The 15905-nt window shown below is 60.7% G+C and carries 10 protein-coding genes; 4 read left to right on the top strand and 6 right to left on the bottom strand.

From position 1 onward, the window contains the following. Positions 1-122 precede the first annotated feature (122 nt). The 3 genes from AC3A5O_RS19590 to AC3A5O_RS19580 form a co-directional block, all read right to left on the bottom strand. Positions 123-725 carry a LysE family translocator gene (locus AC3A5O_RS19590; RefSeq protein WP_487753591.1) on the bottom strand — a complete coding sequence of 201 codons (603 nt, stop codon included), beginning with the start codon at positions 723-725 and terminating at the stop codon, positions 123-125. Between the two features lie 54 nt (positions 726-779). After that, positions 780-1616: an AraC family transcriptional regulator gene (locus AC3A5O_RS19585; RefSeq protein ID WP_354338696.1), complete on the bottom strand. Its 837-nt coding sequence runs from the start codon at positions 1614-1616 to the stop codon at positions 780-782. 339 nt (positions 1617-1955) lie between these two features. Next, positions 1956-2381, bottom strand: coding sequence for a GlcG/HbpS family heme-binding protein (locus AC3A5O_RS19580; RefSeq protein WP_122568567.1), 426 nt, complete (start codon positions 2379-2381; stop codon positions 1956-1958). A 282-nt stretch (positions 2382-2663) separates the two neighbouring features. Between AC3A5O_RS19580 and AC3A5O_RS19575 the strand changes: the two genes are divergently transcribed. Continuing rightward, the gene (locus AC3A5O_RS19575; RefSeq protein ID WP_305471020.1) at positions 2664-3749 is read left to right on the top strand and encodes an aromatic ring-hydroxylating oxygenase subunit alpha; all 1086 of its coding nucleotides are present in this window, start codon (positions 2664-2666) and stop codon (positions 3747-3749) included. Next, positions 3746-4696, top strand: coding sequence for a PDR/VanB family oxidoreductase (locus AC3A5O_RS19570; RefSeq protein ID WP_487753590.1), 951 nt, complete (start codon positions 3746-3748; stop codon positions 4694-4696). The genes AC3A5O_RS19575 and AC3A5O_RS19570 overlap by 4 nt, the downstream gene beginning before the upstream one ends. 428 nt (positions 4697-5124) lie before the next feature. Here AC3A5O_RS19570 and AC3A5O_RS19565 read toward each other — a convergent pair whose 3' ends face one another. Both AC3A5O_RS19565 and AC3A5O_RS19560 read right to left on the bottom strand, forming a co-directional pair. Further along, a complete protein-coding gene (locus tag AC3A5O_RS19565) occupies positions 5125-5838 on the bottom strand; it encodes a GntR family transcriptional regulator (RefSeq protein ID WP_092164402.1) in 714 nt (237 codons plus the stop codon). Between the two features lie 126 nt (positions 5839-5964). Then, positions 5965-6996 (bottom strand): Ldh family oxidoreductase, encoded by a 1032-nt coding sequence (locus AC3A5O_RS19560; protein ID WP_122568564.1) that lies wholly within the window; start codon positions 6994-6996, stop codon positions 5965-5967. Positions 6997-7207: 211 nt separating this feature from the next. Between AC3A5O_RS19560 and AC3A5O_RS19555 the strand changes: the two genes are divergently transcribed. Beyond that, entirely contained in the window at positions 7208-12022 is a 4815-nt protein-coding gene (locus AC3A5O_RS19555; RefSeq protein ID WP_487753589.1) for a dermonecrotic toxin domain-containing protein, read from the top strand. A gap of 165 nt (positions 12023-12187) precedes the next feature. Beyond that, positions 12188-13186, top strand: coding sequence for a FecR family protein (locus tag AC3A5O_RS19550; protein ID WP_487753588.1), 999 nt, complete (start codon positions 12188-12190; stop codon positions 13184-13186). Between the two features lie 238 nt (positions 13187-13424). On the opposite strand, the gene pvdQ is transcribed toward AC3A5O_RS19550, so the two are convergent. Further along, positions 13425-15773 carry a bifunctional acylase PvdQ gene (gene pvdQ, locus AC3A5O_RS19545; protein WP_487753587.1) on the bottom strand — a complete coding sequence of 783 codons (2349 nt, stop codon included), beginning with the start codon at positions 15771-15773 and terminating at the stop codon, positions 13425-13427. Between the last annotated feature and the right edge of the window lie 132 nt (positions 15774-15905).

Here is a 15905-nt window from a genome sequence, read left to right as displayed (position 1 = left end):
CGAGTGTTCGTTCGAGCGCTAAAGCACGTTAGTTCTGGCGTGGCCGATGCTCTCCAAATCAACGGTGTTTTGATACCGTCCAACCGTTGCAAGGGATTGCGCGTGATGAAGGTCGATCGCCGCTACATCACCAACGTCAACCACGCCGACACCAGCAGCATCACCGCCATGACCCGATTGAACCGCCCCATCGCCACGGCGGAACGGCAGAACCGTGCGGCGCCGCGGCCCAGGTAGGCCCAGACGGTCATGCAGGGGATGGAAATGGCGAAGAACGCCAGGGACAGCCAGAGGACCCGCACGGTCCGGTCGGCCTCGGCCCCCGCAAAGACGCTGACCACCGCCAACGCCATCATCCAGGTTTTCGGGTTCACCAATTGCAACCCGGCCGCCCCCGCCAGGCCCAGGCGCGGGCCTTCCACCGGGCGGTCCGGGTCGATGGCCTGGGCCGGTGCGCGGAAAATCTGCCAGGCCATCCAACTCAGCCAGGCGATGCCCGCCCATGAGAGCAACGTTTGAAGGGTGGTATGGCGCGCCAGCACATCTCCCAGCCCGGTGCCAACCAAGAGCACCAGCAAGGCCGCTGCAGCACAGGCGCCGAGGATGATCGGCAAGGTGGTTGCCAGGCCGAAGCGCGAGCTATGGCTCAGCACCAGGATATTGGTCGGGCCCGGGGTGATGGAGGCGACAAACGCGAACAAGGCAAACGGCAGTAACTGGTCCATGGAGCGACTTCTCGGTGGATGATCGATCGTTTGATCATCCCTGGGAAGTCGTGGTCAGTCTGGAACAATTGAGCAGCGCTTACGGTAGTCCGCCGGGCTCAGGCGATAGGCGCGCTGGAACCAGCGGCCCAAGTGGCTCTGGTCGGCAAAACCGAGCATGGCCGCCACCGTACCGGCACTCTCGCCAGAGGCCAGCAAACGCCGGGCACGGGCCAGGCGCAACTGGATCAGATAGGCATGGGGCGCCAGGCCGAAAGCGGCCTTGAACGCACGGGTCAGGCGAAAACGATCCACGCCGGTGACCCGCGCCAGGTCATCCAGGCCGATGTCGTCGCTCAGGTGGCTGTGTAGATAATCCCGGGCTTGCTGCGCCACCAATGGCAACCGCGGGTCCGGGTTGATCCGTGCTCGCCAGTGCAGGTGTTGGGTCAGATTGGCCAACAAGGTATCGAGGGCCGTTTGGCGCACGATGCGGATCTCCTGCTCATGCAGGCTCTGGAAGGCCAAGGCCGTGGCACTCGCCAGCCGCGCATCGTCGGTCAAGGTGGCGGCGAACCCCAATTGGGCGTTGTCCGGCGCTACGTCGAACAAGGAACGCAACTCGCGCTCCAACCATTGGGGTTCCAGGTACAACGTGCGGTAGGTAAACCCGTGGTCATGGGGCGCGTTGCCGTCATGCAACTCACCGGGCTCAAGCAGGAACACCTTGCCCGGCGTGCTGTTGTGCTGCTGGCGGCGGCAATGAAACTGCTGCACGCCCTGCTCGGTCACTCCCACCAGGTAGGTGTCATGCCAATGGGGATCATAGGCATGACCCTCGAAATGCGCACGCACGGTCTCGATACCGGACGTGGCGTCCTGCTTGAGATCGATCCAGTTGCGCGCTGTCATGCCCTGTCCCGTTTAACGAATGTGCTCTTGGCAGATTAACTGCTGATCAGGAGCGTGTCTGGAAGATTTGTGCAAACCCTGTGGGGAGCGGACTTGCTAGCGAAGGCGCTCAGTCTGTAAATACACAAGTCGACTGACCCACCGCTATCGCGAGCAAGCTCGCTCCCACAGTTTTTTTGTGGTGTTCACAAGATCGGCATTTCCCTGTGAATCCCACTGTGGGAGCGAGCTTGCTCGCGATGAGGCCGGCACATCAAACATCGTCATCATCTGTGAGACCGCCTTCGCGAGCAGGCTCGCTCCCACAGGGTAACTAACTTCACAGACCTGGTTCCGTCGTCAGGCATCCGGAGTAATCACCGGCAACACCGTCTCCACCGCCAAACGAGCCAATTCAGCATCCTGCTCAGCCTTGACCCCAGACACCCCGATAGCCCCAATGCACTGGCCGTCATGACGGATCGCCACCCCTCCCTCCAGCATGCCCTGCAGATGCGGAGCACTGAGAAACGCGTAGCGACCGCCATTGATCATGTCCTCGAACACCTTGCTGTCGCGCCGGCCCATGGCAGCCGTGCGGGCTTTTTCGGTGGCGATGTAGGCCGATAACGGCGAGGCATCGTCCAGGCGCAGCAGCCCGAGGGGATGTCCCCCGTCATCCACCACACAAACCGACACCGCCCATTGACGCTGGTGAGCCAGCTCCTTGGCCGCCACCAGCAATTGCGCAACGTCCTGCTCAGTGAGTACCGCTTTGGTCTTCATGCATCACTCCGTGTTGTGCAGCAACAAGCCCGCGAGACAATCAGACACCCGCCCAGCAGGTCCAGGAATACTTCGTTCTGCGAACCATAGCGCACCTGCTGCCGTTCATTGAAGCCCTGGATGCCGGCGGCCTGTCGGTTTAAACGATCGCCCCAACGACTCATCAATGGATCCACTGAGATAGCCAATCGTCAATTTACCCAGCAAAACCGTTGACAACGAAATTAGTTAAGAGAGTTAATGGATCCACAGATAAAAACAACATCCGCCTGGAGATCCGTCATGTACCCCAAAAACGCCTGGTACGTTGCCTGCACCCCCGATGAAATCGCCGACAAACCCCTGGGTCGCCAGATTTGTGGTGAAAAGATGGTTTTCTACCGGGGGCATGCAGGCAAGGTCGCAGCCGTGGAAGACTTCTGTCCCCATCGCGGCGCCCCGCTTTCCTTGGGGTACGTCGAAAACGGCAACCTGGTATGCGGCTATCACGGGTTGGTGATGGGTGGTGATGGCAAGACCGTCGAGATGCCCGGGCAACGGGTACGGGGATTCCCCTGCAACAAGACCTTTGCGGTGCAGGAACGGTATGGCTTCATTTGGGTCTGGCCCGGTGACCAGGCGCTGGCGGACCCGGCACTGATCCATCACCTGGAATGGGCTGAAAGCGATGAATGGGCCTACGGTGGTGGCCTGTTCCACATCCAGTGCGACTATCGCCTGATGATCGACAACCTGATGGACCTGACGCACGAAACCTATGTCCACGCCTCGAGCATCGGCCAGAAGGAAATCGACGAGGCGCCGCCGGTGACCACCGTCGAAGGTGATGAAGTGGTCACCGCCCGGCATATGGAAAACATCATGGCCCCGCCGTTCTGGCGCATGGCCTTGCGCGGCAACAACCTGGCCGATGACGTGCCGGTGGACCGCTGGCAGATCTGCCGTTTCACCCCGCCCAGCCATGTGTTGATCGAAGTGGGCGTGGCCCACGCCGGCAACGGCGGTTATCACGCCGCGCCGCAATTCAAGGCGTCGAGCATCGTGGTGGATTTCATCACGCCGGAAACCGAAACCTCGATCTGGTATTTCTGGGGCATGGCCCGGCACTTCCAACCGCAGGATGAAGCCCTCACCGCGTCCATTCGCGAAGGCCAAGGCAAGATTTTCAGCGAAGACCTGGAAATGCTCGAACGCCAGCAGCGCAACCTGCTGGACCACCCGCAGCGCAACTTGCTCAAGCTCAACATCGATGCCGGCGGCGTGCAGTCCCGGCGGGTGCTGGAGCGCTGGATCGCACGGGAGCGCGAGCCTCAAGCCGGCTTGATCGCCAGCAGTCATCAGCCTCAACCGGCGGAGCAACGGCCATGATCGAAGTCCAGGTCACGGCGCGACACAACGAGGCCCTCGATATCTGTAGCTACGAACTGACCCGTGTCGACGGCGAGCCATTGCCGGCCTTCACCGCCGGTGCCCATGTCGACGTGCACTTGCCCGGTGGGCTGATTCGCCAGTACTCGCTGTGCAATCATCCCGAAGAACGGCATCGCTACCTCATTGGCGTGCTCAAGGCCCCGGCGTCCCGCGGTGGTTCGCGCAGCTTGCACGAACAGATCCAGCCCGGCATGCGCTTGCACATCAGCGAACCACGCAACCTGTTCTCGCTTGCTCCCCACGCCCGACGCAGCCTGCTGTTTGCCGGAGGCATCGGCATTACGCCAATCCTGTGCATGGCCGAGCACCTGGCCCAGAGCGGTGCGACGTTCGAGCTGCATTACTGTGCCCGCTCCCGAGACCGTGCGGCCTTTGTCGAACGCCTGCGCCAAGCCCCTTACGCTGACCGGGTGTTTCTGCATTTCGATGAAGAACCAGAAACCCTGCTGGACGCCGCCAGGGTGTTGGCCGCACCCGATAACGACCTGCATCTCTACGTGTGCGGGCCCGGTGGTTTCATGCAGCACGTGCTCGACACCGCCAAGGGCCAGGGCTGGCAGGAAGACCGCCTGCACCGCGAATACTTCGCCGCCGCCCCTACCGACACCCGCGCCGACGGCAGTTTTTCAGTCAAGCTCGCGCGCAGCGGCGAGGTGTTCGACGTGCCGGCGGACCGCAGCGTGGTGCAGGTGCTGGAGAGCCATGGCATCGAGATTCCGATCTCATGCGAACAAGGCGTGTGCGGCACCTGCCTGACGCGGGTGCTGGAAGGTGTGCCGGAACATCGGGACATGTTTCTGACCGAAGCTGAGCAGGCCTGCAACGACCAGTTCACCCCATGTTGCTCCAGATCGAAGACCCCGATGTTGGTGCTAGACCTCTAACATCTGAAACAACACGGAACACTGTGGGAGCGAGCTTGCTCGCGATGGCGTCAGCTCAGCAACATTGATGGCGACTGACACACCGCAATCGCGAGCAAGCTCGCTCCCACAGGGGATTTGTGGTGAATACAAATCCTCCAATCACCCGAAAATTATTGTGGGAGCGAGCTTGCTCGCGATGGCGTCAGCTCAGCAACATTGATGGCGACTGACACACTGCAATCGCGAGCAAGCTCGCTCCCACAGGGGACTTGTGGTGAGTACAAGTCCTCCAATCACCCGAAAACCATTGTGGGAGCGAGCTTGCTCGCGATGGCGTCGGCTCAGCAACATTGATGGCGACTGACACACTGCAATCGCGAGCAAGCTCGCTCCCACAGGGGATTTATGGTGAATGACAGTCCAGCCGTTACCTGCAACCGGGCGGGTTACTCCGAACGCAGAATCACCGTCATCCGCTCGTCAGCCAATGCCGAGCCGAACACTTCGGCGTAGCGCAGGGTCGCATTGGCATGCTCGCGCATGATCGCCTCGGCACGGCCGCTCTGACGATTGATCAGTGCGTCGAACACGGAATGGTGTTGCATGTGGGCATAGTTGAAGCGGCGAAACTCGCCGGCCATGTTCTGGCGGTCCACCGCCAGGGCGGTGACTGAGGCGAATGGCAGATGATCGTTGCGCGCCAGGGCGTCGGCGATCGCCGGGTTGTGGCTGCCTTCGACAATCACCTGATGAAAGCGCATGTTGAGGTCGTGATAGACCTCCAGGTCATCCTCGGTCACATAACCTTTGGCGAACAGTTCATCGCCCTGCACCAGGCATTGCTCAAGTATCGCGCGCGCTTCTTCAGACAAACCATGCTCGGCCGTCTGCCGTGCCGCCAGGCCCTCCAGCACGCCACGTACCTCCACGGCCCCGGCGATTTGCTCGGCGCTGACCGAACGCACCTGGAACCCTCGCCCGCCAAAACGCACCAGCAGCCCTTCCTGCTCCAGGGTGCGGAACGCCATGCGCACCGGCATGCGCGAAACGCCGAACAACTCGGCCGTGGGGATTTCCATCAAGCGCTCGCCAGCGGCCAGCTCACCCGAGGCGATCATCTTGCGCAGCGCAACCAGCACCGTTTGGCCGGGCTTACTCATCCAGGCGATTCCAGAGAAAAGAAGCCGTCATAGTAAAAGGCTTGGCGCAACGTGTCACGGCAAGGCATTGACGCGGAGCCGTGATAAACGCCGGTGGCAACCACCCTGGCTGCCACCGCCGGTGGTTCAAATGCCCGCCAATTCCCGCAACTGCGCCAATGTCTGCTCATCCAGGGTAATCCCCTGCTCATTGGCCTTGCTGCGCTCGCGATGACGACGGTCGCCCGGCAACCGCCGCAGCCCGACGCCATGCATCTGCCTGACCAGTTCCCGGCTGCGCTCGGCGAAGTCTTGCCCGGCGGCCTTGCTGGGGTCGATCACGATCAACAGCTGGCCGGTCCATGGCGTCTTGGCGCCCGGATGATTGCTCCAGTCGAACTCGAAGGAAAAATTCCCGCCTGTCAGGGCGGCCGCCAGCAACTCGACCATCATCGACAGCGCCGAGCCCTTGTGCCCACCAAACGGCAGGAGCGCGCCGCCTTCGAGAATCGCCTTGGGGTCGCGGGTCGGCTGCCCGAGGCTGTCCACGCCCATGCCCGGCGGCAGCAACTCACCCTTGCGCGCGGCAATCTGCACGTCGCCGTGGGCGATGGCGCTGGTGGCCAGGTCGAAGACAATCGGCTCACCGTCGGCTCGTGGCGCGGCAAAGGCGATGGGGTTGGTGCCGAACAATGGACGATCCGCGCCATGGGGCACCACGCACGTCATGCTGTTGACCACGCTCAACGCCACCAGGCCCTCGTAGGCAAACGGCTCGACATCCGGCCAGAGCGCCGCGAAGTGATGGGAATTGCGAATGGCCAGGACGGCGATGCCGGCGCTGCGGGCCTTTTCCACCAGCAATGGCCGCGCCGCAGCCAGGGCTGGCTGGGCAAAGCCATTACCGGCATCCACCGCGACGAACCCTGACGCCACGTCTTCGACCACTGGCACGGCCTTGCCATTGACCCAACCACTGTTCAGCGTCGAGACATAACCGGGCAGGCGAAACACCCCATGGCTATGGGCACCGTCGCGCTCGGCCCCGGCGCAGTTTTCAGCCAGGCACCGGGCGACGTCGGTCGACGTGCCATGACGCAGGAAAATCTTCTCCAGCAAGCTCACCAGAGCATCGAAGGACAGGGTGCAAGAAGCGGCATGATCGGATGGCGCAGACATCTGAAGCTCCGGAATGATTGTTGGAGGTAGCGACAGCGTAAAGGACCCGCCCGGTGATTAAACACTGTTTCAGGCGCGCACTGTCAATCCTTCCCCAGCGCAGATCAAAGAAGTCCTGCGTGCAATAACTATGTACCACCGTTGCCCATCCATCGTTGCCTAGTCTGGCCGCTTCCGCGCCGTCTTGCGGCGCCTTGATCGAGAAGCAACGATGACCACTGAAACCACGCCACTGCTATTTCCCGAGATATTGAACGCCACTCGCCTGGATGAGTTGAACGCGCTTCATGGGCTGACCCAGGCCGACCTCGACTGGTTGCACCATGTCGCCCTGCCCAGCCATACGCAACGTGCGGCGCAGACGCCGCCGATGGCCGCCGAAACGATTCTGCTCCAAGCCGACAACAAGGTGCCGATCCCATTGGCCGGCTGCTTTACCCTCAAGGCCCTGCCAGATAGCGACGTCAAGCCCGCCTTCCTTTACACACCGGACAGAGGGATCCGCAAATTCAACGACTCGCACGCCCTCGAAAACAAGATCGATGAGATGCTGCAGGACACCGCGGGGCGCGACGATCTTTTTCGCTACCTGTCGATTTCCCAGCGCAGCGAACTGAACAGCACAAACGACATCACCCAAACCAGCCAGATCATCAACGGAGACGTTTTCAAGGCGCAGATCGAAGCCATCGAATACGCCCAGAGCCTCAATGCCCTGGCCATGGTGGATGAGCTGATCAAACTGCCCACACTGACCTCAATGCTGGACCAGGCGTTAAACGAACAGCTGCCCAACTTCGATCAACGACAGGCCCGCGTAGCCCTGCGCAAAGGCGTCCCGCTGGGCGATACCCACGCAATCCCAGTCACTGAAAGCATTGCGCTGAGCGACGCCGTGCTGGTGTACTTCCACCATCAGGGCTGGCCCGCCGGGCATGACGTCGACCTGACTCACCCCGGCACGAGCGCACACACAGCGCAACAATGGGAAGGCATCATCAAGGCCACGGCCAGGAACCTGATCCCCACACTCAGCCAACACATCAATACCTACTGGCAGGCGAACAGCCCGTTCCACCGGTCGCGCCGCGACTTTCTTGCCCGGGTCATTCGTGACGCACTGCGGGCCGCGATCCTGATCGCGCGCGAGAAAGGGCAACTGACCGAAGCGCAAAACCAGGAACTGCTTCGCCTGTTCAGGCCCTCCCGTCGGGACGAACCACTGCTGTTCATCGAAACGATTCGTCTCTGGGAATATCAACCGCACTTCGTCGAATTGGCCGGTTCGTTGATGATCAGCGGCAAGGACCATTACCTCTACACCCCCAACCACGGCCTGCAAAAAGTCGCCAATTACCTGGGTTTCAAGGACGCGTTGCTCAACACCCCCGCCCACACCGAGCCCAGGCAAGCGCTCTACAACCTCTTGAGCCTGGAGGAACGTAACCGTTTCCTGCGCTTCGACCAGCCGCAAGTGTCAGGCGAATCAGTGGACTTGCCGGTGGCCGAGACCCTGGCTGACGGGATCATTGCCAAGCAACTGGACAATCTTCACTACGCGCTGGAAATGTCCCGCCAGGGCGACGTCAACCTCCACTCACTCATCGACAAGGCGCTGGATATCCGCACCTTGATCAACAAAAGCCTGCTGGATCAGAAAACCGATGGGCATTGGGGCACGCGACCGGCGTTTTACGGAGAGCTGCGACCGTCCAACTTCATGGCCGACCAACTGGAGAGGAAGATCAAGAGCTACACCGATGTCGAAGACACTTTTCACACCCGCTTCATCCAGTTGCCGCCCGCCAACACGGCCGCGCTGCAAAGCGGGCTGGACAAGCTGCTGCCTGAACTGACCAACGCTTTCTCACTGGGCCTGCGCGCCGAGGCCGAACTCAGAGAACGTGACGGAACGCTACCGGCAGCCGCCCATGACTTGATCAGGAACGTTTTCGCCCATGACGCCGACCACCCGGACCGTACGCAGCGCCTGGGCGTCAGAGGCTTTCGACCGGATGTCTATTCGTTGAAGCTGACGTGCCACGCTGAGGGGCGCGCGGTTTCCCTGCGCCTGCCCAACTGCTTTTTACTGACCGAGCGCGGCGGTCTGGATACCCCCTACTCGGGCATGGCCATCCTTTGGTCCCCCACCAGCGGCCTACAGGCTTTTACGAGCGTCGACCTGGCCACGGAGCAGTTGAACAAGAATCTGCTGAACACTCGAAAACGCTTTGCCTGGCTGTCGAACCTGGCGCCCGCGCAACGCATACCCCACGGACGCTACCAGCTCCAGGCCTATGAACTGCTGGAAGACAATGTGCTGGTCAATCGGATGAAGTCGTTCATCGAACAGTTCAAGGCCGAGCGCAGTTACTTGAGCACATTAAAAGTTGGGGATTGGAAACTCAGCGGATCGGCGTTGCGCAACAGTCTCGACGCCTTGCTGGCCAAAGGCGCACCCACCAACCTGAAGCGCGCCGTGGACATCGCCCAAGCCAACAGGCGACAACAGAAACTGCCCGCCTGGCTCGGCACGGCGTCCCTGGAAGATCGACGCTTGCATATCGAACTGCTCGAGCAATACAAGAACAGCGTGGTCGATGCCAAGGACTACCTGGACGGTATCGAGCCATTGCGCACCCACGTGCATAAAAAGCTCAGGGCGTTACTGGACGCACGCTTCCCTGGAAAAAACCTCGACCCCGACACCCTCCAGATCACACCGAACCTTGCCGTCGTGGGGCCGGCCAGCGCCTTGACCGACTTTGCCTTGAACCATGTCGATGTGACCCGAAACGGCTTCAAGGTTTCGTCGACCGCCCCGCGCAAACTGCCTGACGGCTTGAACGAGACGGCGGTCAGGCAAATATTGTCGTCATTGGATATTTCCACCGCCTATAAAACACAGGTCGTGGACACGCTTTCCGGCTCTGGCGCGCCAGTCCAGCAAAGGAAGCGCCGGTTCCGTCAACAATTACCCTGGCAACTGCTGCAACACGCTCACGCACGGCACCTACAGCAACATCTCTCCAGCAAGGCCTTCGACCTGATTCGCCAGGTACTGGATATGCCGGACGCCATCGCCCGCAGTGCGGTTGAAGGCGCCAGCGCGCTGTTTCGCCCCGTGGAGCTGATCAAGACCGGCGGCGCGGCGGCGGTCAAGGCATTGGGGCTCTACCTGGTGGGTTCGAGCGCCCAGGCAACCAACCCCCTTGTCCTGTATTGCCCTTATCACTCGGGTCATTGCTTCACCGAGTTCAAGGACGAAGCGAGCGTGGTCGCGGCCTTCAACACGCCCGGCGCGCTCCAGGACCTGCTGATCCGCCGGCTTCCCGAGAACCAGCAAGCCATTTTCAGGAACCTGTTCGCCTCGACACTTGGGCACCTTTCGGAAATCACCCTGGGTTCCAACCCTATCCGCACCAACCTGCTCGACACGCTGTTCGATGACAACACGAAGTTGCTGGCAGAGCTGTTGAGTTCCCAGGCGCAGGACAAGCGCCAATTCGACTGGACCACTGCCTTGCACCTGTTCAGCTCGGGCATCCGGTTAGTGGGAAGACAGTTGCCGGGCAAACTGACGTTCATAGAGACGCTGTGGGAAAGCTACCAGGACTTCAAGGCGTCTTCCGAGGCCCTGCAAGCGCATGACTGGAAAACCGGCTTGCACAACTTCATCGCCGGCGCCGCCGAGATGGTGTCGCTGGGCCTGCTCAATCGCGACGATACATTCGGCCTGCTCGATCCCGTTGGACCGGCCTTGCCGAGTGTCCCGTCGACGCTCAACTGGAAGGACATCGCTTCCACCGGTCAACTGCGTACCGACCTGGGCGTCTTCGAAGCCACGGGTGTCAGCCTATCTGACCTGCAAAGAAACCTGGCTGAGGGAACGTACAAAGCCATAGAAAACGGCAAGCTTTATATCCCCTTGGCCGGCAAAGTCTTTCAAGTGGCAAAAGCCGACCAAGCCTGGCGAATCATTCATGAGCACGGTGAAGGGCCGTTGTTGAAAAAGTCCTCGGACGGCCGGACATGGGGGATCGACCCACAGCGCCAAACCGTCCGTTTTGGCAAGGCTGGGTCGAAGATGGCTATTACCTATAGCGACTTCAAAGCCAAAGGTTCATTGAATATTGAAGCGCGAGGCATGGCTGAGATACGTCGGAAATATCCGCACCGGGCAAATGCAATCGTGCAGGCGCTGGAGACGGCGCGGTTCTACTCGTTCAATGCCCTGTACAATCTCCATCAACTCAAGCAACAGGTTCTTCCGGGCTCTCGACTGGACAGATACCTTAAACTGTTTTTTGGTGTCAGCAGCGTCGACGCCCGTCTTATCAGCAAAATAGAGACAGCAATCTCGCCGATATGCCAGGCATTGGCCGATCCCTCCTGGGAACTGCAAAATGCGGACCGCATCGTTATCGGCAACCTCAAATACCTGGAGGACAGGGCGACTGCGTTCGTTCTCGAACCGGCGGCGGTGGGAAGAATCTACCTCACCCAGTTTTTCTTCGACATGGGACTGGATTGGTACAAGTCCGTCGTGCCCGACACCTTTAATGTCGATGCCCATGCCCAGGGAGCGACCTTCATCCATGAAATTTCCCATCAGTTGTTCAATACCTTTGACATCGCCTATCTGGACTCGGTACTGCCATTCCTCGACTTGATTTCAACAGCGACTTATCTAGGGCAAATACAATACGACAAGCAAAAGGACCTGCAGCTCAACGGACTTTCGCTGACCACCCCAAAACCCAAACTGTTCACGCAATGGGATAGCGCAGACAACACCGACAAGAAGGTGGAGCTGCTGCCTTTATACAAAGAGACAACTCAGGAGATCCTGAAGATAACCGGCGCCAAAACCATGGATCACGCTCGCGATGCTTTTCTGGATCCGATTTTGCCGGACAAGCGCATCGACGTCATACTTCGCAACGCCGACTCGATCACGCTCTTGATTTGCGAATTAGGGCGGCAACTCGATGTGCGCCCTTCCCGGCAACTTGCGGTGCAGTGATCTGGGCAAAGGGTTATTTGATCTTTTTTTCACGCCAGGTATGCGACGGTAGGCCATGCCCCCGTGTTTGAGCAAAAAAACACGCTCATTGATGCGTAAACGCCATGACGGCAGTTCTCGGCAGCTCATGCCGAAGGTTAGAATGCGGCAAACCAGGACGAATCAATGACCGAACATACCCTCTCGGAAGCCGAATACGACGCCATTACCGATGCCGCAGCTCATTGGTGTATGCGACTGCATGCCGTCGACTGCACCGATGCCGAACGGCAGGCATTCAAGCAGTGGCATGATGCCGATCCCCTGCATGCGTTCGAATACGAAGCCATGCTGGAAATCTGGGACGTTGCCGATCATCTGCCACGTGTCAAGGCAGCCGCCGTCACTCCAGCGTCCAGACCCCGGTCGCGCTGGAGCCGGTTGGCTGTCGCCGCCGCGGTGTTCGTCGTCGGCCTGCCCGTGGCCGCCTACACCGGCTGGAACCTGAACTGGATTGCCAATTCCTACGAGCGGTTCGAAGCCGGCACGAGCGTGCGTCATATCACCCTGGGGGACGGCAGCCAGGTGGAGCTCAACCTGGGCAGTGAGCTGACCTTTGCCAACTACAAAAACGAACGCCGGGTGACCCTGGAAAAGGGCGAGGCGTTTTTTGACGTCAGCCATGACAAACAGCATCCGTTTGTCGTGCGCGCCGCCCAAGGCCAGGTGCGTGTGACCGGTACGCGCTTCAACGTCTGGATGTACCAGGACCAGGTGCGGATTACCCTGGTGGAAGGTTCGGTCAGGGTCACCAGCAACCAGGCGCTCACCCGTAACGGCCTGCAACTTTCGCCGGGCATGCAGGCGAGCTACAAGGCGGGCGACCACCAACCCCAAGTCCGCGAGACAGCCCCCAACGACAGTTCGCTGGCGTGGCGCAACGGTAAGTTGGTGTTGGATGACCTGGCCCTGAGCGATGCGCTGCCGCTGATCAACCGCTACCTCGAGCGTCCCGTCATGCTGGCTGACAACAGCACCGGCGGCCTGCGAGTCGGCGGTGTGTACAACATCAGCGAAGTGCAAAATCTCGTGGCTTCGTTGCCCAAAGTCCTGCCGGTCTACCTGACCCAGAACAAGGACGGCAACCCGGTGCTCAATTCCATCGGGCAGCGGCCGGCCCAATAATTGCGTCCCCTGTGGGAGCAAAGCTTGCTCGCGGTAGCGGTGGATCAGTCTGACTGGATTTTGAATGTGCCGCTCTCATCGCGAGCAAGCTCGCTCCCACAGTTTGGATCGCTGCCGGCCTGTAGTTTCCCAAACGCCAAAAATCTCCTGTGGGAGCAGAGCTTGCTCGCGATGACGGAGGGTCAACCTGCATCCATTTTGAATGTGACGGCCCCTTCGCCTGCAAGTACAACAGCGATTATTGCGTCGCCACCCTGCCCGCCTCATCGCGCTCACGGATAATCACAGCCTGATAGTCCGGATCGGCCTTGATCTGCTGTTCGGTGAAGGGCAGCACACTCCACTGTTTCTGCGAAAACGCCTGGGTCTGGTCGGCCGAATAAGGTGAAGCGGGGTCGCTGGAAATGGAGAACGCCAACAATCCCTGGGCTTGCGGACCTTTACCGTCAAACGTCACCACTTGCAGGTAACTGGTACCGCTGACCACCTCCCATTTGCCGTTCGCCCCCGGCACGCTCTGGATCGCGTTATAGATGCCCAACTCCCCGGGGCCGCCATGGATCGGCGTCTGTCGGCTGCCGCTGCTGGCCACCTGGACGTCTTGCCATCGGCTGTCCTTCGACAACCCCGCAACCTTCACCGCCGCAACCGAAGCCAACATGGCTTCGCGCACAGCCTTGAGCACCGGTGGTCGCTCGATCGCCAGGCCCCGCGGGGTGTGTTGCGGGTCTTTGGGATCGAACGCAACGCGCCACGAATCAGGCAGCGCCTGCAGCCGTTCCATGATCTGCTGGAAATGTACGAACCCCACACCGCTGTTCAGGCTGGCCTTGCGATCCCAGGCCTTGAGGCTGGCGCAGGCCTCGGCCAATGCCGACGCATCGGGCCCCAGGTCACCGGCGCAAACGCCGAGCAGGTCCGGCATCACCTGGTCAGCCAGGTACACCTGATCGTCCATGACCATCCGCTGCAAATCCTCCACCTTCACCGGCCCGGCCTTGGCCAACTGGCCCAACCGCTGCAGCGCAAAACGCGCCCGCAGGCCCAGCGGCTGGCCTTGCTGGCTGATCACCGGGGAATAGCCGGACAACGGCTGCGCAGGGTTGACCATCCAGGCCGAATCGTTGGAGTTCTGCACGTAATCGCGGCGCAGCAACTGCGGGAGCTTGTCGGCGGCATAAATACCCTTTTGCACCGCTTTGGAATCGCTGCCCCAGGCGCATTCGCTGCGACTGCCATCCAGCACGATCAGCTGCAATCCGGCCCGGGGGTCACTGCACCGGGCCAGTTTGTCGGCGTCGACGTTCGGCACCACCGACACGTTCATGTAGAGGCTTTGCCCCTGGTCGTCCACCGCCAGGGTATTGACCCAGGGAATACCCTGAATCTTATGGACGGCGTCCTGCAAATCCTTGAGCGTGACGGCCTTGTTCATGGCGTACCACTGGGCCAGCACACGATCGTTTTCCAGGTTCGCATCCCGCAGGCTGTAGGCGAATCGGTTGTCCCAGTCCAGCCGGCCGGGCCATTGCACGATCGGGCCGAACTGCGAGCCATAGACCACGCGGGAAACCGTCTGCACCTGGCCGTCGGGTTGCTTGATGTCCACCGCGACCGTCTGCTGGCTCATCGGCACGGATTCGCCATCGAGCAGGTAGCGGGTCGGGTCTTTCGGGTCCAGTTGCAGCCGATACAAGGTGAAATGCTTTGAGCTGTCGACGGTGTGGGTCCAGGCCAGGTGTTGGCTGAAACCGATGTTGATCATCGGCAGGCCCGGCAGCGCCGCGCCCATGACGTCCAGCTTGCCGGGAATGGTCAGGTGCATCTGGTAGAAACGCATGCCGCCCACCCACGGAAAATGCGGGTTCGCCAGCAACATGCCGCGACCATTAAACGAGCGCTCACTGCCGATGGCCAGGGCATTGCTGCCGCGCTCCAGGGCAAAACGCTGCTGCCGGGTCGCGGCAGCGGCGAAACTCGCGGCCGGAGCAGTGGCGAGTGCCGTCGCCTGAGGCGGTTGTGCGCCAGCCAGAGCTTCGGCGAACTGGCCGACGCCGCCTTCCACCAACAAGCGACGGGTCAATTTGACCAGGTCCAGCGCGGTGATCGGCCGCACCCACTCACTGGCGCATTGCTCAGGCAGGCCCTTGGCCTTGCGCTCGGCCAACGCACGGTTGTAGCCCGCCGCATAGCCTTCAACCAGTTGTTGCACTTGAGGCGTCTGGGCCTGCCAGAAACCGGAGACCGCTTGCGGTGTGTTGAGCCAGCTGAAAAACAGATCGCTGGCGCGGTTCTCCCGCTGTTCGACCGTGACCTGCTCGGGCCCGAAGTAACGCGAGCGCTGAGCATTGACCGTGACGATCTCATTGGCCAGCAGGCACAGATTGTCCTGGGCGTAGGCATAACCGATGCCATAACCCAGTCCACGTTCGTCCTGGGCGCGGATATGTGGCACGCCAAACCGGGTGCGACGGATCTCGGCACTGGCCTGCTGTCCATCGTCCTGCGCATTGACCACGGGGCTGAGCCCGAGGGCGATCCCCAGAAAAGCGCCTGCAAGGCCAACCCTCGATAACTGCCCGGACATTCTCACGTTCACTCCTGATGAAAACTTCAGAGACCAGGACGGCTGCCGCTGCGCCAGTCGACAAACACTCGGCCCGCCTGGGAAATCACACGCCGCGTGCTGAACCGGAATGTGCCTACCTTGAAAACGAAC

It is taken from the genome of Pseudomonas sp. Soil_N_39, from assembly GCF_057655955.1.
Note: the sequence above shows the minus strand (reverse complement) of the source record. Positions and strands in the feature narration are given on the sequence as shown.